Genomic DNA, 22,566 nt, shown 5'->3' with positions numbered 1-22,566 from the left:
AAATCTTTCTTAATCAACTTGAAAACGGACGGGCGGGATACCGCCGGCTCAGCCGGCCCCCGCCCCGCTCTCCTCCCCCACCTTGTGGAGCACCGTGCCGTCAGGGAGGGCAAAGGAAGCGGCGGCGGAGACGGGGATCTCCGGTGCGGAGGCGGACATGGAGTAGACCACCTCTCCCCCGGTATAGGTCTCCGCGGCCACCAGCAGGCCGTTGTCGGCGGAGACCCAGTAGCGCTCGCTCTGGTCCAGCTCGGGCACGTAGACCTCCACGTAGACGCAGGCCAACCCGTTTTTCTCCTCGTATCCGGCGGCGGTGATGGTGTCCACCGCCAGGGCCAGCACGTCCTCATAGGTGGGGATGTGCTGGCCTTCCACATCGGCGGAGCCGCTGTCGGCGGGCCAGGAGACGGCGGTCCGGTCATTCCCATACCAGCGCCAAACCGTGCCGTCCCCCACGATGGTGTGGGCCGTCAGGCCGGTGGGCAGGGTCAGGGACGTACGGGTCCACCCCCCGTCCACCCAGACCTTGGCCGAAAGGGTGCTCTCCTCCAGGACGGTGGTGACGGTGCGGGAGTAGCTCTCCAGGCGGCTGAGGGCGGCGATGACGCTCTGGACGGTGCGGGGGGTCACCTCCACCCGGGTGCCCCCGGTCTGATCCACCGTCCCCGGGTCCTCCTGGCCGGTGGGAACGGGGGTGGGGAGCACGATCTTGGGGGTGTTGTTGGCGAAGAGGGGCAGACTGAAGCTGGAAAAAACGGCGACGGCGATGACCGCCGCGATGAGAACGATGAGGATATTGCGGTTGCGTCGCTCCACGGGGCGGCACCTCCTCCCGGTCGAATCGGCGGATGGGACAAGCTGTCCTGTCAGGGGCAAAAGGCTTGGGGCGCCGCCTCCCGCAGGCCGAAATGATACGCGATGGCATCAGCGATCCGGTCGCAGGCATGGCCGTCCCCATAGGGGTTCACGGCGTGGGCCATCCGCTGGTAGGCCGACGGGTCGTCCATCAGCCGGGCGGCCAGGGCGTAGACCTCTTCCTCCTCCGTGCCCGCCAGCTCGGCGGTGCCGGCGGCCACGGCCTCGGGCCGCTCGGTCTCCCGGCGGAGGACCAGCACCGGCTTGCCCAGGGCGGGGGCCTCCTCCTGGAGCCCGCCGGAGTCGGTCATGACGAAGGCGCACCGGGCCATGAGATTGTGCATCTCGGCCACGTCCAGAGGATCGATGAGATGGATGCGGTCGTGGCCGGAGAGGTATTTTTCCGCCGCCTCCCGCACCACGGGGGACAGGTGAACAGGATAGACCAGCTCCACCTGGGGGTAATCCTCCGCCAGACGGCGCAGGGCGGTCATGATATTGGCCATGGGCTGTCCGTAGTTCTCCCGCCGGTGGCAGGTGACCAGGATGACGGTCCTTCCGGCGTAGTCCAGATGGTTGAGCAGTTCGGTGGAGAAGCGGAAGTCGGGCCGCACGGTGGTGGACATGGCGTCGATGACCGTGTTGCCCGTGAGGAAAACCCCCTTGGTGATCCCCTCCCGGGCCAGATTGTCCCGGTTGGCCTGGGTGGGGCAGAAGTGGAGATCTGCCAGGTCCCCCACCAGCGTGCGGTTCATCTCCTCGGGGAAAGGAGAGTACTTGTCGTAGGTCCGCAGGCCTGCCTCCACGTGGCCCACCGCGATCTGGCCGTAAAAGGCGGCCAGGGCGGCGGAGAAGGTGGTGGAGGTGTCCCCGTGGACCAGCACCAGGTCGGGCCGGGCCTCTTGAAACACCTTTTCCAGGCCCAGCAGGCATTTGGTGGTGATTGTGGAAAGGGTCTGCCGGGGCTCCATGATGTTCAGGTCGTAGTCGGGGGATATCTGGAAGATGTCCAGGACACTGTCCAACATCTGGCGGTGCTGGGCGGTGACGCAGCACAGGCTCTCCACCCCCTCCCGGCGGGCCAGGGCCTTCACCAGGGGAGCCATCTTGATGGCCTCGGGCCGGGTGCCGAAAATCGACATGACACGGATGGGCTTCATTTCTCCTCGTCCTCCTCGTCGTGGCTCCTGCGGCGGTTGTTGTTGAGATTAAAGACGCTCAGGGCCACCGCACCGGCGGCGCAGAAGGCCAGCAGCAGGAGCATGGCCTTCACCGGCCCGCTGGTGGTGAGCACCACGGCGGAGAGGCCCAGGATGGCGGTGATGACGTACAGCACGGCCACGGCCTGCTTCTGGGAAAAGCCCATGTCGATGAGCCGGTGATGGACGTGGCTGCGGTCGGCGTGCATGGGGCTCTGGCCGTGGGCGATGCGGCGGATGAAGGCAAAGCAGGTGTCGAAGATAGGCAGCCCGAAGATAAGGAAGGGCACCACGAAGGAGATGAGGGTATACATCTTGAACAAACCCTGGACCGAGATGCAGGCCAGCACGAAGCCCAGGAAGGTGGAACCGGTGTCCCCCATGAAGATCTTGGCCGGGTTCATGTTATAGGGCAGGAAGCCCAGGCAGCCGCCGGCCAGGGCGGCCACCAGCAGGGCCACGGTGGGCTCCCCCACCAGCAGGGAAATGACCAGCAGGGTCAGGGAGCTGATGGAGGACACGCCGCAGGCCAGGCCGTCCAGGCCGTCGATGAGGTTGACGGCGTTGGTCATGGCCACGATCCACAGCACAGTGACCGGGATGGAGAGCCAGCCCAGGTGCCAGTACAGGTCGGCGGAAAACACGTTGGGATTGGACAGATCGGTGATAACGTTCCCCGACAGGGCCGCCACCAGGGCGCAGATGATCTGCACCGCCAGCTTGAACTTGGCCCCCAGAGCGTAGATATCGTCGAAGATGCCCAGGATCACGATGATGACCGCCCCCAAAAGCATTCCCCGGAGGGGGCCCGTCATGGGGACAAAGACCAGGGCGCTGAGGAGAAAGCCCAGGAAAATGGCCAGTCCGCCCATCCGGGGGATGGGGTGGTCGTGCATCCTTCTGGCATCCTTGGGGACGTCCACCGCCCCCATCTTGACCGCCAGGTTCTTCACCACGGGGGTGGTGATCAGGGCGATGAGAAAGGCCACGCCCAGGGCGGCGGCCACCTTGCCGATCAATTCCAACGAGATAGGCATGAAAAACGGCTCCTTCCCCGGCGCGGGCCGGGTTTCTTTCTGGGGATGATATCGTATGGGAAAGTGCGTGCCTCAGGGCGCCGCGCCCGGGTCAGCGGGGCAGGAAGCCCAGCTTCTTGTGGACCTTCATCAGGGTGCGGTTGGCCACGTGGGCGGCCTTCTCGGCCCCCAGACGGTAGAGCCGCTCCAGCTCCCCCTTGTCGGCCATGAGGCGCTCGGTCTCCTCCCGGACGGGGCGGAGGAACTCCACCACTGCCTCGCCCACGGCGGGCTTGAAGTCGCCGTAACCCTTGCCCTCGAACTGGCGCTCCACCTCCTCGGCGGTGGCCCCGGTGGCGGCGCAGTAGATGTCGATGAGGTTGGACACCCCCGGCTTATCGGGGGACTTGCGGACGCAGGCGTCGGAGTCGGTGACCGCCCGCTTGAACTTGCGCATGATGGCGTCGGGGGTATCCATGACCAGGATATAGGAGTTCTCGTTGTCCGAGGACTTGGACATCTTCTTCTCCGGCTCGCTGAGGCTCATGACCCGGGCGCCCACCTTGGGGATGACCGCCTCGGGGATGGTGAACACGTCACCGAACACCCCGTTGAACCGCTGGGCGATGTCCCGGGCCAGCTCCACGTGCTGCTTCTGGTCCTCCCCCACGGGGACGATGTCGGTCTGGTAGAGGAGGATGTCGGCGGCCATAAGGCTGGGGTAAGTGAAGAGGCCGGCGTTGATATTGTCGGCGTGGGAGGCGGACTTCTCCTTGAACTGGGTCATGCGGGAGAGCTCGCCGAACATGGTAAAGCAGTTGAGGACCCAGGCCAGCTCCGCGTGGGCGGGCACCTGGGACTGGACAAACAGGATGCTGCGCTGGGGGTCGATGCCGCAGGCGATGAGCTGGGCGAACAGCTCCAGGGCGTGGTGACGGAGGGCCGCCGGGTCCTGGCGGACGGTGATGGCGTGCTCATCCACCACGCAGTAGACGCAGTCGCAGTCATCCTGGTAGGTAGGCCAGTACCGGAGTGCCCCCATATAGTTGCCCAGAGTGATGTTGCCGCTGGGCTGAATGCCGCTGAAACTGACTTTACGGTCTTTGTTCATGTGAAAACACTCCTTTTCTCAGGGCTCTTTTCCACCCTGGTAATACCGAGATATCATACCATAATCCGCCCCGCTTGACAAGTTTTACTCCTACCGATAAAATAGGGAAGAATGTGAATTGGATTTGGAGGAATCAACATGGATATGGCCTGGTTCGAGGAAATGGAGGGGCGCATCCCCACCGGGGAGGTACGCACCCGCTTCGCCCCTTCCCCCACGGGCTACATGCACGTGGGCAACCTGCGCACCGCCCTGTACACCTGGCTCATCGCCCGCCACAGCGGCGGGAAGTTCATCCTGCGCATCGAGGACACCGACCAGGGCCGTCTGGTGGAGGGGGCCGTGGAGGTCATCTACAAGACCCTCAAAGAGTGCGGCCTCACCTGGGATGAAGGCCCCGACGTCGGCGGTCCCGTGGGCCCCTATATCCAGACCGAGCGTAAAGACCTCTACAGCAAATATGCCCGGCTCCTGGTGGAGAAGGGCGGAGCCTATTACTGCTTCTGCGAGAAGGCCGAGGCCGAGGAGGGCGCGCCCTTCGAGAAGGCCGAGGACCCCTGCCGGAATCTGTCCCAACAGGAGATAGACGAAAAACTGGCGGCCGGGGTTCCCTACGTCATCCGCCAGAAGATCCCCCACGGGGGCCAGACCACCTTCCACGACGCGGTGTTCGGCTCCATCACCGTGGACAACGACACCCTGGACGACAACGTGCTCATCAAGTCCGACGGCCTGCCCACCTACAACTTCGCCAACGTGGTGGACGACCACCTCATGGGCATCACCCACGTGGTCCGGGGCTCCGAGTACCTCTCCTCCGCCCCCAAGTACAACCTCCTCTACGAGGCCTTCGGCTGGGAAGTGCCCGAGTATATCCACTGCTCCCCCGTCATGCGGGACGCCCATAACAAAATGTCCAAGCGCCACGGGGACCCCTCTTACGAGGACCTTTTGGAGCAGGGCTACCTGTGCGAGGCGGTGGTGAACTACGTCTCTCTCCTGGGCTGGGCCCCCAAGGGGGAGAACGCGGAGCGGGAGTTCTTTACCCTGGACGAGCTCTCCCAGGTCTTTGACATCGCCGGCATCTCCAAATCCCCCGCCATCTTCGACCGGGAGAAGCTCAACTACTTCAACGCCCACTACCTCCGGGCCCTGTCCCCGGAGGCCTTCTACGCCGCGGCGGAGCCCTATCTCAAGGCCGCCGTCCGCGCCCCCCAGGTGGATCTGAAGCTGGTGGCCCCCCTGGTCCAGGGCCGGTGCGACACCCTGCTGGACATCGCCCCCCAGGTGGACTTCTTCGACGCCCTGCCCGAGTACGGGAACGAGCTCTACTGCCACAAGAAGATGAAGACCGATGAGGCCAACTCCCTGGAGGCGCTGAACGCCGTCCTCCCGGTGCTGGAGGCTCTGCCGGAGTGGACCTACGACGCCATCCACAACGCCCTGGTGGGCCTGGCGGAGCGGCTGGAGCTGAAAAACGGCCGTATCATGTGGCCCGTGCGCACCGCCCTCTCCGGCAAGCCGGTGACCCCCGGCGGAGCTGTGGAGCTGTGCCAGCTTCTTGGCCGGGAGGAGAGCCTCGTCCGCATCCGCAAGGGCATCGCCCAGCTGGGCGGCTGAGAACCAAAAATTCAGGAACGCCCCCTCCGCGAAACGCGGAGGGGGCGTTCCTTTCGCTTCACGAAGAAACTTTGTGCAAAAGTTACGTTATTGAATCTGGCTTTTTCCTCTGATAAAATAGATTCCATTCTTGAAACGCTTCCAAAAAGGGGACTGATTTTTTGTATAACCTCATTCAAATAGCGGCGGAGAGGGTCCGGGGGACCTTTGCCCGCGCCACGCTGAACTTCATCTTCATCATTCTCTTCGTCAACGTGTTCCAGGCCATCTTTGGGCCGGAAAACTCCATCGTGGGGGTCATCTTCACCATCATGATGTCGGCTTCTATGGTGCGGGACATGACGGCCACCCCCTGGAAGCACCTGCTCATCCAGGCGGCGGTGCTGGTTTGGATGGGCGTTTCCGCCTGCCTGGTGGTCACCCTGCCCCCTCTGGCGGCCCTGCCCATTAACTTTGCCACCATCTTCGGCATCCTCTACGCTTTCACCTATGAGTACGCCACCCACATGTATTTCCCCTATATCCTCTCCTATCTTTTCCTGGTGTTCATCTCTCCCGTGGGCCTTGGCCAGCTGCCCAAGCGGCTGATTGGACTGCTGGCTGGGGCGGTGTGCGTCATCCTCTATCAGCTTTTTATGGGCCGGAACCGGGTGGCGGAGACCGCCCAGGGGGTGCTGACGGCCATGGTGGACCAGGCCCGGGCCTCCGTCCGCTTCGCCCGCTCCGGGGAGGGCGCTCCCGCCTCCCCCGAAGAGGTCCGGGGCACCCTGTGCCGGCTCAGCCGGACGGTCTACGAACGGCGCAGGCGGGTCCTTCAGGTCTCGGACGCCTCCTTCTCCATGATCGACGCCGGACGTGGGCTGGAAAACCTGGTCCTCCTGCTGGCCGAGCACACCCTCTCCCCCGCCCTGCTCCAGGCCGTGGATGGCCAGCTCTGCCAAATCCGGGCCTTCCTCCAGCGGGAGGCCGACGCGCTCCCCGCCCCCGATCCCGCCTGGTTTCTCCCGGAGGGGAGGGCCGAGAAGGAGCTGTACGACACCCTGGAGTATACCTGCGGCCATCTGCGGCACATGACCGACCCGGACACCCGGCGGCACTACCGGCCCACGGCCCTCTCCTTCTCCGTGCGGCTCAAGGCGGCCCTGGACGTGAGCCCCGTGCGGGTCCTCTACGCTCTGCGGGTATCCCTCCTCCTGGCCGCCTTCACCCTGCTGGTGCAGGCTTTGGCCCTGCCCCACGGCAAGTGGCTGCTGTTCACCCTGGCCTCCCTCTCCCTCCCCTACGCAGACGACGTAGGGACCAAAACCAGGAAGCGGGTGGCTGCCACCATTCTGGGCGGGCTGGTGTCCGTGGCGGCCTACGCCCTCATCCCCTCCATGGCCGGGCGGACGGCGGTGATGATGCTCTCGGGCTACCTCACCTTCTACTTCTCCGACTATACCGGCACCTACGCCTGTTCCACCATCGGGGCGCTGGGAGGAGCCGTGGTCACCGGAGCCTTCGGCTGGGGGCCCGTGGGGCAGATGTTCGCCATCCGGCTGGGCTATATCTGCGTGGGCGCCCTCATCGCCCTGGCGGCCAACTGCCTCTTCTTCCCCTACAAGCGGGACACCGCCACCCGGCAGCTGCTAAAAAAGTACGCCGCCACCACCGACCTTCTCACCAGGGTCAGCCAGGAGGACTCCCCCGATCCCCAGCTCTATTACGACCTGGTCATCCAGGCCCACCTCCAGGAGGAAAAGCTGGCCCAGAACGCCGCCCAGGGCTGCTGGCCCGAGATCGGCGCCATCCTGGCCCAGGGCCGGGAGCGGGTGCGCCGCGCCCACCGGCACTGGGCGCCGCTGGCCACCTGACCCCCACCGGCCAAAAAACCCGGGCGGCCGCCATAATGGCGGCCGCCCGGGTTTTTTGTTTTCCGATCAGGCCCGGGGCTCCATGGACTCCACAATGGCGTCGGCCAGGGCGTCCAGCTCGGCGGCCTTGCCGTCGTTGAGGGCGGAGGCCAGGGAAAGCCGCTCGTTGAGAACGGTCATGCCCTTCATCTCCTCGTCCAGGAACTTCTGCATCAGATCCCCGGATTTGCAGGCCCAGGAGCCGTTCTCCACAATGGCGCAGGTCCGGTTCTGCAGGTTCAGGGCCTTCATGTGCATGAGGTAGTCGTGCATCACGGGGTAGATGCCCAGGTTGTAGGTCACACTGGCCAGCACCACGTGGCTCAGGCGGAAGGTCTCGGAAATCAGGTAGGAAACGTGGGTGTTGGACACGTCGTAGACCCAGACGTTGGTGATCCCTCTCTCACAGAGCTTGGAGGCAAGGGCCTGGGAGGCCGCCTCCGTATTTCCGTACATGGAGGCGTAAGTGATGAGGACGCCCTTCTCCTCGGGCTCGTAGGTGGCCCAGTGGACATATTTGTCCAGCAGGTAGGGGATGTTCTCCCGCCACACGGGGCCGTGGAGGGGACAGAGCATCTTGATGTCGATGGTGCCCGCCTTTTTCAGCAGATGCATGACGTGGGGGCCGTACTTGCCCACGATGTTGGTGTAGTAGCGCCGGGCGTCGTCGATCCAGTCCCGGTCGAAGTTCACCTCGTCGGCAAAGAGCTTGCCGTCCAGGGCGCCGAAAGAGCCGAAGGCGTCGGCGGAGAACAGGACGCCGTTGGTAACGTCGAAGGTGACCATGGCCTCGGGCCAGTGGACCATGGGGGCGGCCACAAAGGTGACGGTGTGCTTGCCGAAGGTCTGGGTGTCCCCCTCCTTCACCTCGACGCACTCGTGGCCGTCCACGTCGAAGCCAAACTGGTGCATGAGCATGAAGGCCTTTTCGGTGGAGATGATCTTCACGCCGGGGTAGCGGATCAGGATCTCCTCGATGGACGCGCCGTGGTCGGGCTCCATGTGGTTGATGACCAAGTAGTCCAGTGGCCGCCCGGCCAGCAGGTACTCGATGTTTTCCAAGAGCTGGCGGCAGGCCGACCAGTCCACGGTATCAAAGAGGACGGTCTTTTCGTCCAGGAGAAGATAGGCGTTGTAGCTGACCCCCCGGGGAATGGGATGGATATTCTCGAACAGGTGCAGCCTATGGTCGTTGGCCCCTACCCAGTAGAGGTCCTCTGTAACGTTTCTGACACAATACATCGTCTTTTCCTCCTTTAAGCCTCAATAAACATGGACTTTTCCTCGGCGCACTCGGGGCAGACCCAATCCTCGGGCAGCTTTTCAAACAGGGTGCCCGGCGCGATCTCGGCGTCGGCATCCCCCAGCTCAGGGATGTACTCGTAGCCGCAGCCGCCGCAGACGTAGCGCTTGCCCAGGGGCTCGGGCTTGGGAGGCTGGGGCCGCTTCATCTTCACCATGGGGGGCGCGGGCTGCTTCTCCCCCCGGTCCAGGGCCTTGGTAAGGAGGGGCAGGATCTCGTTGACATCTCCCACGATGCCGTAGTCACAGTTTTTGAAGATCGGGGCATTTGCATTCTTGTTGATGGCCACGATCGTAGAGGCATCCTTGATACCCTTCAAATGCTGGATGGCGCCGGAGATGCCGCAGGCAATGTACAGGTTGCCGTTGAACTTTTGGCCGGACATGCCCACGTAGCGGTTCAGGGGCACATATTTCAGGGTCTCGGCCACGGGGCGGGAGGAGCCGATGGCAGCGCCGGCGGCCTTGGCCAGGTCCTCGATGAGCTTCATGTTTTTCTTGTCGCCGATACCCTTGCCCGCGGAGACCACCCGCTCGGCCTGGATGATGGGCGTGTCGGCGGGGATGCCCACGGTGAAGTCGTGGCCGTCCTTTTCCAGGTGGGCCACCAGCTCCGCCACCTTCTCGGCGGCATCTCCCTCCTTGAGGATGTGCTTTTTCCGCACGCCGGTGATGGGGGCGGGCTTCTTGGGTCGGCTGGAGGAACCGCCCTCGCTCTTGGGGGGCTTGCCCATGATGTGGGAGGCGATGACCACCCGCTGGATCTCGTTGGTGCCCTCGTAGATGGTGGTGATCTTGGCGTCCCGGTACATCCGCTCCACGTCCATGCCCTTGAGGTAGCCGGTACCGCCGAAGATCTGGAGGGCGTCGTTGGTGACCTCCAGGGCGATGTCGGAGGCGTACTGCTTGGCCATAGCGGACTCCATGCCGTAGGGCACGTGGGCCTCCTTCAAGTCGGCGGCGGAATACACCAGCAGCCGGGCGCAGCGCAGCTTGGTGGCCATGTCGGCCAGCTTGAAGCCGATGGCCTGCTGGAAGCCGATGGGCTTGCCGAACTGGACCCGCTCCTTGGCGTAGTCCACGGCGGCCTCGTAGGCCCCCTGGGCGATGCCAAGGGCCTGGGAGGCGATGCCGATGCGGCCGCCGTCCAGGGTGGCCATGGCGATCTTGAAGCCCTCGCCCTCCTTGCCCAAAAGGTTTTCCTTGGGCACGATGACGTCGTTGAAAATCAGCTCGGCGGTGGAGGAGGAACGAATACCCATCTTGTCGTAGTGATCGCCGAACTCGAAGCCCTTCCAGCCCTTCTCCACGATGAAGGCGGAGATGCCCCGGGTGCCGATGTCGGGGGTGGTGACGGCGAAGACCACGTAGGTGTCCGCCTTTGGGGCGTTGGTAATGAAGATTTTCCCGCCGTTCAAAACATAGTGGTCGCCCTTCAGCACGGCGGTGGTCTCGGTGCCGCCGGCGTCGGAGCCGGCGTTGGGCTCGGTGAGGCCGAAGGCCCCCAGCTTTTCGCCCTTGCACAGGGGGACTAAGTACTTTTTCTTCTGAGCCTCATTGCCGAAGGCGAAGATGGGCCAGGTGCCCAGGCTCGTGTGGGCCGAGAGGATGACGCCGGTGCCGCCGTCCACCCGGGACAGCTCCTCCACGGCGATGGCGTAGCTGATGACGTCCAGCCCCGCGCCGCCGTACTCCTTGGGGTAGGGCAGGCCCATCAGGCCCATCTCCCCCATCTGCTTCACCGCCTCGGCGGGGAAGTCGTTCTGCTGGTCCAGCATGAAGGCGATGGGCTTCACCGCCTCCTCCGCGAACGCGCGGACCTTGGCCCGCAGCTCCTCGTGGGCCTGTGTGGTTTGGAACAACATACCGGTGCCTCCTTTTACGTTTTCATTTTATACTCGACAAATTTTATCCACTTTAAAGGTAAAAAAACAAACTCCCTCATTCCGGGCCGAACAGCACCTGGGCCAGGGTGTGGCCCCTCAGCTCCCGGTCCAGGACGTCCTGAATGGCCTTGAGCCGGTGGTGGGCGGCGCAGCGGAGGCTGTCCTGGGGCCGGGTGCAGAGAAAGCCCGGCTCCATACAGGATATGACGCGGGTGTCTTCCTCCATGACCGCCATGAGGTCGAAGAGGGTCACTTGTTTGAGGTCCGCGGTGAGGCGGCAGCCGCCTCCCGCCCCCCGGACGATTTCCAGCAGGCCCGCCTTCTCCAGCTTTTTGATGATTTTGTAGGCGAACTGTTGGGGGACGCCCTCGGCTTTGGAGATCTCCCCCACCGGCAGCAGCTCCCCACCGGACAGGGCCCGCAGGACGCGCAGGGCGTAATCGGTCTCTCTGGTGATCAGCAGGCGCGCTCCCCCCTCTCCTTCTGTGTGATTCCATCATAGCAATCTGGATAATGGTTGTCAAGAATATCCGCGCTTTTCTTGGGCGAATTTACCATTCCCACAAAAAAGGAGGGGGTGTTTTGTGAAAAACGCAAACTGGGTATACTGGCTCAAACCCCCTCCGATTTTTTCTTGCTCATTTTTGATTGATTTTGATCAATTATGCTTGACAATGATTTTTTGTGGTGTTATGATGGCCCCAGAACGAGGGGAGGGGACGGCAGATGCTGACCCAGGAACGCTATCAGAAGATCACCGAGCTGGTGGAGCGGCAGGGCGCCGTGACCGTGACCGAGCTGGCCCAAACGCTGAACATCTCCGAGTCCACCGTCCGCCGGGACCTGAACGCCCTGGACGAGCTGGGCAGGCTCCAGAAGGTCCACGGCGGGGCCACCGCCCGGACCGGGACGGCCTTTTCCTCCGCCGAGGAGGACGTGGCCACCAAGGCCGCCCTCCACGTGGCGGAGAAGGAGGCGGTGGGCCGGTACGCCGCGGGGCTCATCGCCGACGACGACTTCGTCTACCTGGACGCGGGCACCACCACGGGGAAGGTCATCGACCACGTCGCCCCCGGGTGCAAAGCCACCTTTGTCACCAACGGCGTGGACCACGCCATCCGCCTCACCCGGCGGGGGCTGAAGACCTTCATCCTGGGGGGGCAGTTCAAGTCCACCACCGAGGCCATCGTGGGGGCCACCGCCCTGCAAAGCCTGCGGCAGTACAACTTCACCAAGGCCTTTCTGGGCACCAACGGCATTCACCCCGCCGCGGGGCTCACCACCCCCGACCCGGAGGAGGCCATGCTCAAGGGCGAGGTGATGGCCCGCTCCTACCTCACCTACGTGCTGGCCGACGCCAGCAAGTTCGGCCGGGTCTCCTCCCTCACCTTCGGCGCGCTGGGGAAAGCCTGCGTCGTCACCGACACCCTCCCCGATCCCCAGTACCGGGAACTCACCGTCGTCAAGGAGGTCATGGCACCGTGATCTATACCGTCACCTTTAACCCCGCCCTGGACTACCTCATGCGCATCCAGTCCTTCGTCCCCGGCAAAACCAACCGGGCCGACGCCGAGGAGCTCCAGGTGGGGGGCAAGGGCATCAACGTCTCCCTGGTCCTGCGGCAGCTGGGGGTGGAGAGCGTGGCCCTGGGCTTCCTGGCCGGGTACACCGGCGAGCTGCTGCGGCAGTGGGTGGAGTCGCTGGGGGTCCAAACCGGCTTCGTCACCCTCCCCGCCGGGATGACCCGCGTCAACGTCAAGCTGAAAAATGGGGTGGAGACCGAGATCAACGGCCGTGGCCCGGACATCCCCCCCGCCGCCCTGGAGGCCCTCTTCGCCAAGCTGGACGGCCTCACGGAGGGGGACACCCTGGTGCTGGCCGGGTCCATCCCCGCCACCCTCCCCCCCGACGTCTATGAGCGGGCCCTGGCCCGGCTGGAGGGCAAAGGGGTGCGGTACGTGGTGGACGCCACGGGGCCGCTGTTGGAAAACGTCCTGCCCTTCCGCCCCTTCCTCATCAAGCCCAACCACCACGAGCTGGGGGAGCTGGCGGGGAAGGAGCTGGACCCCGGCGACACCGCCGCCCTGGTCTCCGCCGCCCAGGCCCTTCAGAAAAAGGGGGCCCGGAACGTGCTGGTCTCCCTGGCCGGGGACGGGGCCCTGCTGGTGGCCGAGGACGGGCAGGTGCTCGCCCAGGCCGCCGCCCACGGCACCCTGCGCAACTCCGTGGGGGCCGGGGACTCCATGGTGGCCGGCTTCCTGGCTGGCTACGCCCGGGGCGGCTGCGCCGAGGCCCTGCGGCTGGGCACCGCCGCCGGAGGGGCCACCGCCTTCTCCCCCCGTCTGGCCACCAAAGAGGAAATTGAAACCGTCTATCGACAGATCACCGAGACGAAAGGATGATATGACATGAGGATCACCGACCTGCTCCGCCCCGAGGGCATCTCCCTGGGGGCCGCCCCCAAGGACAAGGACGGGGCGCTGGACGCCCTCGTTAAGCTCCAGCACACCTGCGGCAACCTGAGCGACCCCGCGGCCTATAAGGCCGACCTGCTGGCCCGGGAGGCCCAGGGCTCCACTGCCATCGGGGACGGCATCGCCGTGCCCCACGCCAAGTCCGCCGCCGTCAAGCGGCCCGGGCTGGCCGCCATCACCGTCCCCGGGGGCGTGGACTACGGCGCACCCGACGGCAAGCCCTCCAACCTCTTTTTCGCCATCGCCGCCCCCGCCCAGGGGGGAGACACCCACCTGGAGATTTTGTCCCGTCTGATGGTCCTTCTCATGGACGCCGATTTCCGCTCAAAGCTCCTCTCCGCCAAGGACCCCGCCGCCTTCCTGGCCGCCATCGACGCCGCGGAGCGGGAGAAGTACCCCGACGAGGTAACGGAGGAAGCCGCCCCCGCCCCCAAGCGGGAGGGCTACCGCCTCCTGGCCGTCACCGCCTGCCCCACCGGCATCGCCCACACCTATATGGCCGCCGAGGCCCTGGAGAAAAAGGGCGCCGAGCTGGGCCTGCCCCTGAAGGCCGAGACCCAGGGCTCCGGCGGGGCCAAGAACATCCTCACCGCCGCCGAGATCGCCGCCGCCGACGGCATCATCATCGCCGCTGACAAGAACGTGGACCTCTCCCGCTTCCACGGCAAGCGGCTGGTGCAGGTGCCCGTGTCCGACGGCATCAACAAACCCGAGGAGCTCATCCGCCGGGTCCAGGAGGCCCCCGTCTACCGCGCCGCCCAGGGCTCCGCCCCGGCCAACGCCGTGGACGGCGACGAGAGCGTGGGCCACAAGATCTACAAGCACCTGATGAACGGCGTCTCCCACATGCTGCCCTTCGTCATCGGCGGCGGCATCCTCATCGCCCTGGCCTTCCTCTTCGACGCCGGGGCCGTCAACGACACCAACTTCAGCCAGTTCGGCACCATCACCCCCATCGCCGCGTTTTTGAAGAGCGTGGGCGGCGCGGCCTTCGGCTTCATGCTCCCCATCCTGGCGGGCTTCATCGCCGAGTCCATCGCAGACCGGCCGGGGCTGGCCGTGGGCTTCGTGGGCGGGGCGCTGGCCGTCTCGGGCGCCACCTTCGCCTCCCCCACCGGCACCGACGTGTCCGCCGGGTTCCTGGGCGCCCTCATCGCCGGCTTCGCCGGCGGCTACCTGACCCTGGGGCTGGAAAAGCTCTGCGATAAGCTCCCCCGGGCCCTGGAGGGCATCAAGCCCATCCTCATTTACCCCCTGGTGGGCGTGTTCGCCATCGGCGTCGTGATGTGCGCCATCAACCCCTTCGTGGGCATGATCAACACCGCCGTCTACGGCGGCCTGGAGTCTCTGAACGGCGCCTCCGCCATCCTGCTGGGGGCCGTGGTGGCCGGGATGATGGCCATCGACATGGGCGGGCCCTTCAACAAGGCCGCCTACCTCTTCGGCACCGCCTCCCTGGTGAACGCCGCCGGGCAGGCCGTCAACTCCCCCACCATGGCTGCCGTCATGGTGGGCGGCATGGTGCCCCCCATCGCCATCGCCCTGGCCTGCACCTTCTTCAAAAACCGCTTCACCGCCGACGAGCGCAAGAACGGCTACGTCAACTATATCATGGGCCTTTGCTTCATCACCGAGGGCGCCATCCCCTTCGCCGCCGCCGACCCCATCCGGGTCATCCCCTCCTGCGTGGTGGGCTCCGCCGTGGCCGGGGCGCTGTCCATGGCCTTCGGCTGCACCCTCCCCGCCCCCCACGGCGGCCTGTTCGTCTTCCCCGTGATGGGTAACGTGCTCATGTACGTGGTGGCCCTGGCCGCCGGGTCGGTGGTGGGCATGGCCATGCTGGCCCTGCTGAAGAAGAAAAAGGTCTGAACCATCACATAGAAAGAAGGGTCTTTTATGGTATCCAAGAAAGTCACCGTCATCAACAAAATGGGCTTCCACATGCGCCCGGCCAGCGCCTTCGTCCAGGCCATGGCCCAATTTAAAAGCGACATCAACATCGTCTTCAACGGCAAAAACATCGACGGCAAGAGCATCATGAACGTGATGGCCGCCTGCATGAAGCAGGGCTCCGAGCTGGAGCTGCAGTGCTCCGGCCCCGACGAGGCCGAGATGCTCCAGGCCGCCGCGGGGCTCATCAACTCCGGGCTGGGAGAGGAATGATGGAGCTGCGGGGCATCGCCGCCTCGGCCGGCGTGGGCGTCGGGACCGCCCTGCGGGTGGTCCCCGCCGATCTGGACTACTCCCACGTCTCCTCCGCCGGGGCGGAGGCCGAGCAGGCCCGGCTGACCGCCGCCGTGGCCGCCTTCACCGAAAAGACCCGGGACCTGGCGGACGCCGCCCGGGAAAAGGCCGGGGAGCACCAGGCGGAGATTTTGGAGGGCCAGCTCATCATGCTCTCCGACCCCTTCCTCCAGGGCCAGCTGGCGGAAAAGCTCTCCGGGGGCGCCTGCGCCGAGCGGGCCGTGGATGAGGTGTGCCAGTCCTTCATCGACATGTTCACCGCCACCGGCGACGAGCTGATGGCCCAGCGGGCCACCGACGTGGGGGACCTGCGCGCCCGGCTCCTCGCCCTCCTGCTGGGCCGGGAAGAGGCCGACCTGGCCCACCTCCCGGCGGGCACGGTGCTGGTGGTCCGGGACCTGACCCCCTCCATGGCCACCGCCCTGGACGCCGCCCACGCGGCGGGCATCGTGGCCGAGACCGGGGGCGTCACCTCCCACTCCGCCATCCTGGCCCGGGCCATGGAGCTGCCCGCCGTCCTCAGCGTCCCCGGCGCGCTGGACGCCATCGCCGACGGGGACGCCCTGGTGGTGGATGGGGACAAGGGCCTGGTCCTGGTCAAGCCCGAGGCGGGGCTTTTAAAGGAATACGAGGCCAAGCGGGCGCGGCAGCTGGCGGACAGGGCCGCTCTGGGCCAGTTCCGGGGCAGGCCTACCCGCACCGCCGACGGGAAGGCCGTCCAGCTCTACGGCAACATCGGCTCCGTGGCCGACGCCCAGGCGGTGGCCGAGGCCACCGGCGAGGGGGTGGGGCTCTTCCGCACGGAGTTCCTCTTCATGGACCGCTCCGCCCTCCCCACGGAGGCCGAGCAGTTCGAGGCTTACAAGGCCGCCGCCCAGCTCTTCCCGGCCGGGGAGGTCATCATCCGCACCCTGGACGTGGGGGGCGACAAGGACATCCCCTACCTGGGCCTCACGAAAGAGGAAAACCCCTTCCTGGGCTTCCGGGCCGTCCGGTACTGCCTGGACCGGCGGGAGCTCTTCCTCACCCAGCTGCGGGCCCTGCTGCGGGCCTCCGCCTTCGGCCCCGTCAAGATCATGCTGCCCCTGGTGACCCGGCTCACCGAGCTGCGGCAGGCCCGGGCCCTTCTGGAGGTGGCCAAGGGCGATCTGGACCGGGAGGGCATCGCGTACAACAAGGACATCCCGCTTGGCATTATGGTGGAGACTCCCGCCGCCGTGCTGATGGCGGACGCGCTGGCCCGGGAGGCCGGCTTCTTCTCCATCGGCACCAACGACCTGACCCAGTACACCATGGTGGCCGACCGGGGCAACCCCCAGGTGGCCGCCATCGGCTCCCCCTTCGACCCGGCGGTGCTCCGGGCGGTGCGGCAGGTCATCGCCGCCGGCCACGCCGGGGGCATCCCCGTGGGCATGTGCGGCGAGGCCGCGGCCGACCCCCGGCTCATCCCCGTCCTCCTCTCCTTCGGACTGGACGAGTTCTCCGTGGGTGGCTCCTCCATCTTGGCCGCCCGGCGGGAGATCGCCCGCTGGGGCAAAGTGGACGCCGACTGGGTGGCCGCCGGGGCCATGGAGCTGGAGACCGAGGAAGAGGTCCGCGCCGCGCTGGAGGAATCGATCCGGCCATAAGATTGAAAAGGGAACGGCTGAATAGCCGTTCCCTTTTATTTCGGTTCCTCAAAAAAAAACAGCCGCTGGAATTGCGGGAGAGCGTGAAAGAGTAGCGGTCCACCTTGCGAGAAATCAAAAGCCTCGAAAAGCCCCCACGGCAGGCGTTCGTCGAACGAAGTGAAGATTTTGACAACGTGTAGCGGCATAAATATGCCGGCATTGGGCAGTTTGTGAAAAAAGGACCCTAGGGGGCCTTTTTTCACAAACTGATGGGAACCTTTTTCCTCTCCCCCGCATCTAAGGGGTGTCTAGACAAAAAAGAGGTGACGACCATGGATTTGGACTTGACCGTCCCACGGGAAGAGACCAAAGAACGGTTTTGCGAGGTGGTGCGGCTCCACAGCGGCGCCATGTTCCGTACAGCTCGGGCCCTTACCGGCTCCGACGCTGACGCCGAGGACGCTGTGGGCGAGGCTGTGTTGCGGGCCTGGCAGAGCTACGGCGCCCTACGGGATCCTCTGTCCGTGCGGGCCTGGCTTTTAAAGATTACGGCCAACTGCGCCAGGGAGCAATATCGGAAAACCGGCCGGCTCATCCCCGTCGACACCTTGGAGACCGCCGCTCCTGAGCGGGACGCCGACGCCGTCCAAGACCTCTGGCAGGCGGTGAACCGACTGCCCAGGGATCAGCGGGCGGCGGTAGTGCTCTTTTATTATGAAGACCTGACCCTGGCCCAGATCGCCCCCATCCTGGGGGTGGCCCAGGGGACGGTGAAATCCCGGCTGAGCCGGGCTAGGGCCCGGCTTCGGGTCCTGTTGGGTGAGGAGGAAGAAATATGACTTTTGATGAACGGCTCCGCCTGCGGGCGAAGCGCCAGGGCTGTCCGGTGCCGGAGGGGTTCGACGCCCGGCTGGAGACCCTGCTGGAGAATTTGCCGGAGCAGAGGAAGGGCCGGCGGCCCCTGGGCCGCAGCTTTTTGATCGCGGCGGCCCTATGCGCCGCCCTGGCCGTGACCGTCTTTGCCGCCTCTCCCGGTTTGCGGGAGGCGCTGGACCAGTTCTTGGGGAGCTCCCTCCCCTACGCCCAGGAGATCGAGAGCGCCACCCGGGACCAGGGCATTGAAATGAAGGTGGTCCGGGCCTTGGTGGACGACTACCAGGCCAAGGTCTATGTGGAGGTTCGGGACCTGACAGACGGACGCCTTACCAGCGGCAATGTGGAGCTGGAGGCCAGCATCTGCCGCAAGGCCCTGGGCGAGAGCAGCGTCGCCTCCGGCGGGTGCCGGCTTGTCAGCTATGACGACGCCGCCGATACAGCGCTCTTTGAGGTCACATACGAGAGCACGGTGCCCGCGGAAGAGGAGATGGTCTTCCTGGCCCGCGGCCTGCGGCCGGAGCTCTACCGGCTCCCCAACGCGGGTGACGGCGGCACGCCTCTTCCTGCGGAGCGGGTCACCGGCGAGACGCTGAAGAGCAGGTCCCTGGACGACGGTACTCTGGTGCTGGAACCGGGGCAGACCGTGGCCGAGCTGCCGGGAGCCATGGGCATATCCCTCTCCTCTATGGGCTTCGCCTCCGACGGGTATCTCCACTTCCTCTTCCGGCTTCCCGAGGGAGCCCAGCCGGAGGAGACCCATCTGCTGACCACCGTTCGCTCCAAGGCGGCCCACGCCGCCGGGGAGATCAACGGCGACACGGTCTATAATACCGCCTTCACCGGCGGTATCGGCTTTTTGGCGGACGGCGTACCCTATTACGACTTCGGTATCCAGGGTGCCACCCCCGCCGATCTGTCCGACCTGTCCCTGGACCCGGTGGGCGGTATCCTGGTCCTGGCCGACAGGATCCAGGGGAGCTGGGAGATTTCCTTCGCGGTGGAAAAGGTTCCCTCCCGTGCCGTAGCGCTCTCCGACACCCTGGACCGGCCGGGGATGAAGCTGAAAAGCGTCACCCTCTCCGCCATCAGCGTATGGGTGGAGGGGGACACCACCTACGAGGGCCGCGCCACGCTGAGCGGACAGCGGATGACCCTTTTCTTGGCCGACGGCGCCGCCGTCCCACTGGGGGAGAGTCTGGGCGGAAGCATGTGGGAACACACCGGCGGCGATTCCGGCCACTTCACCACTGGCTGGGACTGCCCCCAGTCCATCGACCCGGACCAGGTGGCGGGCGTTGCCATCGGCCTGCGGTACCTTCCCCTGGATGGCAGCCCAGGCTCCTGGCTCTCCGAACTCCCAGAGTAGAAACGCAAAAAGACGGCAGGAGGCGGGAATCCAGAAAAACGCGAGAGCCTCTCCTCCCTCTCCAGCCTGGTCCTGTGGGAAAAACAGGGCCGCGGGCCTTGCAATCATTAGTCTTTTCCTGTATAATATTTTGGAATCTGCACCAAGCCGGCGGGCCCTTGTCCCGTACAGGCAGAAATACAGGAAAGCGTGATTGGATTTGAAATACGATTTTGCCGGTATTGAACCGAAATGGCAGAAAAAGTGGCAGGACGGGAAGGTCTTTGCCGCGGAAAACGGCTCGGACAAGCCCAAGTTCTACGGCCTTGTCGAGTTCCCCTACCCCTCGGGGCAGGGGCTCCACGTGGGTCACGCCCGGCCCTACACCGCCATGGACGTGGTGGCCCGGAAGAAGCGCATGGACGGCTATAACGTCCTGTTTCCCATGGGTTACGACGCCTTCGGCCTGCCCACGGAAAACTACGCCATCAAAAACCACATCCACCCCGCCAAGGTGACCCACGACAACATCGCCAATTTTACCAGGCAGCTTCAGATGTTGGGCTATTCCTTCGACTGGGACCGGGTCATCAACACCACCGATCCCGCCTACTACAAATGGACCCAGTGGATCTTCCTCCAGCTGTTCAAGAAGGGCCTGGCCTACAAGACCACCATGCCCGTGAACTGGTGCACCTCCTGCAAGTGCGTGCTGGCCAACGAGGAGGTAGTGGAGGGGGTCTGCGAGCGCTGCGGCTCCCCCGTCATCCGCAAGGAGAAGAGCCAGTGGATGCTGAAGATCACCGAGTACGCCCAGCGGCTCATCGACGATCTGGACGGCCTGGACTTCATCGAGCGGGTCAAGACCCAGCAGAAGAACTGGATCGGCCGCTCCACCGGCGCCGAGGTCACCTTCAAGGCCACCACCGGGGAGGACATCGTGGTTTTCACCACCCGGCCCGACACCCTGTTCGGCGCCACCTATATGGTCATCTCCCCCGAGCATAAGTACGTCCAGGCCTGGAAGGACAAGCTCTCCAACTGGGACGAGGTGGACGCCTACGTCCAGGAGGCCGCCCGCAAGTCCGACTTCGAACGCACCGAGCTGGCCGCCGACAAGGAAAAGACCGGCGTGATGCTCCAGGGCGTCCGGGCCGTGAACCCCGTCAACGGCAAGGAGATCCCCATCTTCATCTCCGACTACGTGCTGGCCAGCTACGGCACCGGCGCCATCATGGCCGTCCCTGCCCACGACACCCGTGACTGGGCCTTCGCCAAGAAGTTCGGCTGTGAGATCATCGAGGTGGTCTCCGGCGGCGAGGACGTGCAGAAGGAGGCCTTCACCGCCAAGGACGACACCGGCATCATGGTCAACTCCGGCTTCCTGGACGGCCTCACCGTGAAAGAGGCCATTCCCGCCGTCACCAAGTGGCTCACCGAGCAGGGCATCGGCCACGAGAAGGTCAACTATAAGCTCCGGGACTGGGTGTTCTCCCGCCAGCGCTACTGGGGGGAGCCCATCCCCATGGTGTGGTGCGACAAGTGCGGCTGGCAGCCCCTCCCCGAGGACCAGCTCCCCCTGCTGCTGCCCGACGTGGAGAGCTATGAGCCCACCGACGACGGCGAGAGCCCCTTGTCCAAGATGACCGACTGGGTGAACACCACCTGCCCCCACTGCCACGGTCCCGCCAAGCGGGAGACCGACACCATGCCCCAGTGGGCGGGCTCCTCCTGGTACTTCCTGCGGTATATGGACCCCCACAACCCCGACGCCCTCGCCTCCAAGGAGGCCATGAATTACTGGTCCCCCGTGGACTGGTACAACGGCGGCATGGAGCATACCACCCTGCATCTGCTCTACTCCCGGTTCTGGCATAAGTTCCTCTACGACATCGGCGTGGTGCCCACTAAAGAGCCCTACGCCAAGCGGACCAGCCACGGCATGATCCTGGGCGAGGGCGGGGAAAAGATGTCCAAGTCCCGGGGCAACGTGGTGAACCCCAACGACGTGGTGGCCCAGTACGGGGCAGACACCATGCGCATGTATATCATGTTCATCGGCGACTTTGAGAAGGCCGCCGCCTGGAGCGACAACGCCGTCAAGGGCTGCAAGCGGTTCCTGGACCGGGTGTGGAACCTCTCCGAGCAGGTCACCGACAGTCTGGAGCATACCGCCGCCAACGAGTCCGCCCTCCACAAGGCCATCAAGAAGGTGGCCGGCGATATCGACGCCATGAAGTTCAACACCGCCATCGCCACCCTCATGGCCCTGGTGAACGACTTCTACGCCAACGGCTGCTCCAAGGCCGACTACGGCGTGCTCCTCCTGCTTTTGAACCCCTTCGCCCCCCACATGACCGAGGAGCTGTGGGAGAGCATGGGCTTCGCCCAGGCCCACGGCGGCAGGATGGCCTGCCAGCAGAGCTGGCCCGCCTACGACGAGAGCAAGACCGTGGCCAGCACCGTCACCATGGCCGTCCAGGTGGGCGGCAAGCTCCGGGGCACCGTCACCGTCCCCGCCGGCTGTGACCAGGACACGGCGGTGGCCGCCGCCAAGGCGGACGCCAAGGTAGCCAAGTTCCTCGACGGCATGGAGATCGTCAAGGTCATCCACGTCCCCGGCAAGCTGGTGAACCTGATCGTCAAGCCCCAGGCGTAAGGAGGCAAATCATGCTGCAAGGGATCCACCACATCTCCCTCAAAGCCGCCGGAGAAGAGCAGTTCCAGCGGGTGCTGGACTTCTACACCGGCGTCCTGGGGGCCGGGCTGGTCCGCCAGTGGGGCCGGGGGGACGACCGGGGCGCCATGCTGGAGCTGGGCAATACCCTGCTGGAGGTCATGGCCAACGGGAGCGCCGGGGACTCCAAAGGCCCCTTCGCCCACATCGCCTTCCGTACCGACGACGTGGACGCCGCCGTCCGGGCCGTTGAGGAGGCCGGGTGCCCCGTCTTTCTCCTCCCCTCCGACAAGAACCTGGGCGGGGACTACCCCATCCGCATCGCCTTCTGTACCGGCCCCGCCGGAGAGGATATCGAGTTTTTCCAGGAACGGTAGGCCATTCTGAAATTCTCACTTGACACAAGCACATATTTTTCATATAATATTACTGTTAAAGCCATAGCTATGTGGCCCTTTC

Annotated in this window: 18 protein-coding genes; 11 read left to right on the top strand and 7 right to left on the bottom strand. The window is 65.1% G+C overall.

The genetic code is table 11. The features are described from left to right. Nucleotides 1–48 precede the first annotated feature (48 nt). The 4 genes from AAEU42_RS12320 to trpS all read right to left on the bottom strand — a co-directional run bounded on the left by AAEU42_RS12320 (nucleotide 49) and on the right by trpS (nucleotide 4,181). Entirely contained in the window at nucleotides 49–816 is a 768-nt protein-coding gene (locus tag AAEU42_RS12320) for a hypothetical protein (protein ID WP_342233864.1), read from the bottom strand. 50 nt (nucleotides 817–866) lie between these two features. Next, a complete protein-coding gene (wecB, locus tag AAEU42_RS12315; RefSeq protein WP_342233863.1) occupies nucleotides 867–2,015 on the bottom strand; it encodes a non-hydrolyzing UDP-N-acetylglucosamine 2-epimerase in 1,149 nt (382 codons plus the stop codon). Then, on the bottom strand, nucleotides 2,012–3,091 hold the full coding sequence (locus AAEU42_RS12310; protein ID WP_342233862.1) for an MraY family glycosyltransferase: 1,080 nt from the start codon (nucleotides 3,089–3,091) through the stop codon (nucleotides 2,012–2,014). Before AAEU42_RS12310 ends, wecB begins: the two co-directional genes overlap by 4 nt. A 91-nt stretch (nucleotides 3,092–3,182) precedes the next feature. Continuing rightward, complete coding sequence (gene trpS, locus AAEU42_RS12305; RefSeq protein WP_342233861.1) at nucleotides 3,183–4,181, bottom strand: tryptophan--tRNA ligase; 999 nt, start codon at nucleotides 4,179–4,181, stop codon at nucleotides 3,183–3,185. Nucleotides 4,182–4,319: 138 nt separating this feature from the next. Between trpS and gltX the strand changes: the two genes are divergently transcribed. Next, nucleotides 4,320–5,801, top strand: coding sequence for a glutamate--tRNA ligase (gltX, locus tag AAEU42_RS12300; protein WP_342233860.1), 1,482 nt, complete (start codon nucleotides 4,320–4,322; stop codon nucleotides 5,799–5,801). A 161-nt stretch (nucleotides 5,802–5,962) separates the two neighbouring features. Then, nucleotides 5,963–7,654 carry an FUSC family protein gene (locus AAEU42_RS12295; RefSeq protein ID WP_342233859.1) on the top strand — a complete coding sequence of 564 codons (1,692 nt, stop codon included), beginning with the start codon at nucleotides 5,963–5,965 and terminating at the stop codon, nucleotides 7,652–7,654. A gap of 66 nt (nucleotides 7,655–7,720) precedes the next feature. Here AAEU42_RS12295 and AAEU42_RS12290 read toward each other — a convergent pair whose 3' ends face one another. The 3 genes from AAEU42_RS12290 to AAEU42_RS12280 form a co-directional block, all read right to left on the bottom strand. Further along, nucleotides 7,721–8,935: an FprA family A-type flavoprotein gene (locus AAEU42_RS12290; RefSeq protein ID WP_342233858.1), complete on the bottom strand. Its 1,215-nt coding sequence runs from the start codon at nucleotides 8,933–8,935 to the stop codon at nucleotides 7,721–7,723. Nucleotides 8,936–8,949: 14 nt separating this feature from the next. Continuing rightward, nucleotides 8,950–10,860 carry an acyl-CoA dehydrogenase family protein gene (locus tag AAEU42_RS12285; RefSeq protein ID WP_342233857.1) on the bottom strand — a complete coding sequence of 637 codons (1,911 nt, stop codon included), beginning with the start codon at nucleotides 10,858–10,860 and terminating at the stop codon, nucleotides 8,950–8,952. Between the two features lie 76 nt (nucleotides 10,861–10,936). Continuing rightward, entirely contained in the window at nucleotides 10,937–11,338 is a 402-nt protein-coding gene (locus tag AAEU42_RS12280; protein ID WP_342234027.1) for an RrF2 family transcriptional regulator, read from the bottom strand. A 269-nt stretch (nucleotides 11,339–11,607) separates the two neighbouring features. Between AAEU42_RS12280 and AAEU42_RS12275 the strand changes: the two genes are divergently transcribed. From AAEU42_RS12275 to AAEU42_RS12235, 9 genes are all read left to right on the top strand, one after another. Continuing rightward, the gene (locus AAEU42_RS12275) at nucleotides 11,608–12,366 is read left to right on the top strand and encodes a DeoR/GlpR family DNA-binding transcription regulator (protein ID WP_342233856.1); all 759 of its coding nucleotides are present in this window, start codon (nucleotides 11,608–11,610) and stop codon (nucleotides 12,364–12,366) included. After that, on the top strand, nucleotides 12,363–13,283 hold the full coding sequence (gene pfkB / locus AAEU42_RS12270; protein WP_342233855.1) for a 1-phosphofructokinase: 921 nt from the start codon (nucleotides 12,363–12,365) through the stop codon (nucleotides 13,281–13,283). Before AAEU42_RS12275 ends, pfkB begins: the two co-directional genes overlap by 4 nt. Before the next feature lie 6 nt (nucleotides 13,284–13,289). Continuing rightward, on the top strand, nucleotides 13,290–15,224 hold the full coding sequence (locus AAEU42_RS12265; RefSeq protein WP_342233854.1) for a PTS fructose transporter subunit IIABC: 1,935 nt from the start codon (nucleotides 13,290–13,292) through the stop codon (nucleotides 15,222–15,224). A 27-nt stretch (nucleotides 15,225–15,251) separates the two neighbouring features. Then, complete coding sequence (locus AAEU42_RS12260; protein ID WP_342233853.1) at nucleotides 15,252–15,518, top strand: HPr family phosphocarrier protein; 267 nt, start codon at nucleotides 15,252–15,254, stop codon at nucleotides 15,516–15,518. After that, the gene (gene ptsP, locus AAEU42_RS12255; RefSeq protein WP_342233852.1) at nucleotides 15,515–17,227 is read left to right on the top strand and encodes a phosphoenolpyruvate--protein phosphotransferase; all 1,713 of its coding nucleotides are present in this window, start codon (nucleotides 15,515–15,517) and stop codon (nucleotides 17,225–17,227) included. Before AAEU42_RS12260 ends, ptsP begins: the two co-directional genes overlap by 4 nt. Before the next feature lie 314 nt (nucleotides 17,228–17,541). Further along, complete coding sequence (locus AAEU42_RS12250; RefSeq protein ID WP_342233851.1) at nucleotides 17,542–18,048, top strand: RNA polymerase sigma factor; 507 nt, start codon at nucleotides 17,542–17,544, stop codon at nucleotides 18,046–18,048. Then, on the top strand, nucleotides 18,045–19,451 hold the full coding sequence (locus AAEU42_RS12245) for a hypothetical protein (protein ID WP_342233850.1): 1,407 nt from the start codon (nucleotides 18,045–18,047) through the stop codon (nucleotides 19,449–19,451). Before AAEU42_RS12250 ends, AAEU42_RS12245 begins: the two co-directional genes overlap by 4 nt. 199 nt (nucleotides 19,452–19,650) lie before the next feature. After that, nucleotides 19,651–22,089, top strand: a complete 2,439-nt coding sequence (gene leuS / locus AAEU42_RS12240) for a leucine--tRNA ligase (protein WP_342233849.1) — start codon at nucleotides 19,651–19,653, stop codon at nucleotides 22,087–22,089. An 11-nt stretch (nucleotides 22,090–22,100) separates the two neighbouring features. Further along, nucleotides 22,101–22,484: a VOC family protein gene (locus AAEU42_RS12235; RefSeq protein ID WP_342233848.1), complete on the top strand. Its 384-nt coding sequence runs from the start codon at nucleotides 22,101–22,103 to the stop codon at nucleotides 22,482–22,484. Nucleotides 22,485–22,566 lie beyond the last annotated feature (82 nt).

Source organism: Pseudoflavonifractor phocaeensis (assembly GCF_038439875.1).
GTDB lineage: Bacteria > Bacillota > Clostridia > Oscillospirales > Oscillospiraceae > Vermiculatibacterium.
The sequence above is the reverse complement of the archived record's forward strand: the minus strand, read 5'-3'. Positions and strand labels throughout refer to the sequence as shown.

What these genes read in the sequence shown, in the direction of transcription:
- AAEU42_RS12290 (WP_342233858.1), bottom strand. Translation starts at nt 8,935, where the DNA reads ATGTATTGTGTCAGAAACGTTACAGAGGACCTCTACTGGGTAGGGGCC.
- ptsP (WP_342233852.1), top strand. Translation starts at nt 15,515, where the DNA reads ATGATGGAGCTGCGGGGCATCGCCGCCTCGGCCGGCGTGGGCGTCGGG.
- AAEU42_RS12235 (WP_342233848.1), top strand. Translation starts at nt 22,101, where the DNA reads ATGCTGCAAGGGATCCACCACATCTCCCTCAAAGCCGCCGGAGAAGAG.
- AAEU42_RS12250 (WP_342233851.1), top strand. Translation starts at nt 17,542, where the DNA reads ATGGATTTGGACTTGACCGTCCCACGGGAAGAGACCAAAGAACGGTTT.
- AAEU42_RS12310 (WP_342233862.1), bottom strand. Translation starts at nt 3,091, where the DNA reads ATGCCTATCTCGTTGGAATTGATCGGCAAGGTGGCCGCCGCCCTGGGC.
- AAEU42_RS12245 (WP_342233850.1), top strand. Translation starts at nt 18,045, where the DNA reads ATGACTTTTGATGAACGGCTCCGCCTGCGGGCGAAGCGCCAGGGCTGT.
- wecB (WP_342233863.1), bottom strand. Translation starts at nt 2,015, where the DNA reads ATGAAGCCCATCCGTGTCATGTCGATTTTCGGCACCCGGCCCGAGGCC.
- AAEU42_RS12260 (WP_342233853.1), top strand. Translation starts at nt 15,252, where the DNA reads ATGGTATCCAAGAAAGTCACCGTCATCAACAAAATGGGCTTCCACATG.
- trpS (WP_342233861.1), bottom strand. Translation starts at nt 4,181, where the DNA reads ATGAACAAAGACCGTAAAGTCAGTTTCAGCGGCATTCAGCCCAGCGGC.
- AAEU42_RS12275 (WP_342233856.1), top strand. Translation starts at nt 11,608, where the DNA reads ATGCTGACCCAGGAACGCTATCAGAAGATCACCGAGCTGGTGGAGCGG.
- gltX (WP_342233860.1), top strand. Translation starts at nt 4,320, where the DNA reads ATGGATATGGCCTGGTTCGAGGAAATGGAGGGGCGCATCCCCACCGGG.
- AAEU42_RS12265 (WP_342233854.1), top strand. Translation starts at nt 13,290, where the DNA reads ATGAGGATCACCGACCTGCTCCGCCCCGAGGGCATCTCCCTGGGGGCC.
- AAEU42_RS12285 (WP_342233857.1), bottom strand. Translation starts at nt 10,860, where the DNA reads ATGTTGTTCCAAACCACACAGGCCCACGAGGAGCTGCGGGCCAAGGTC.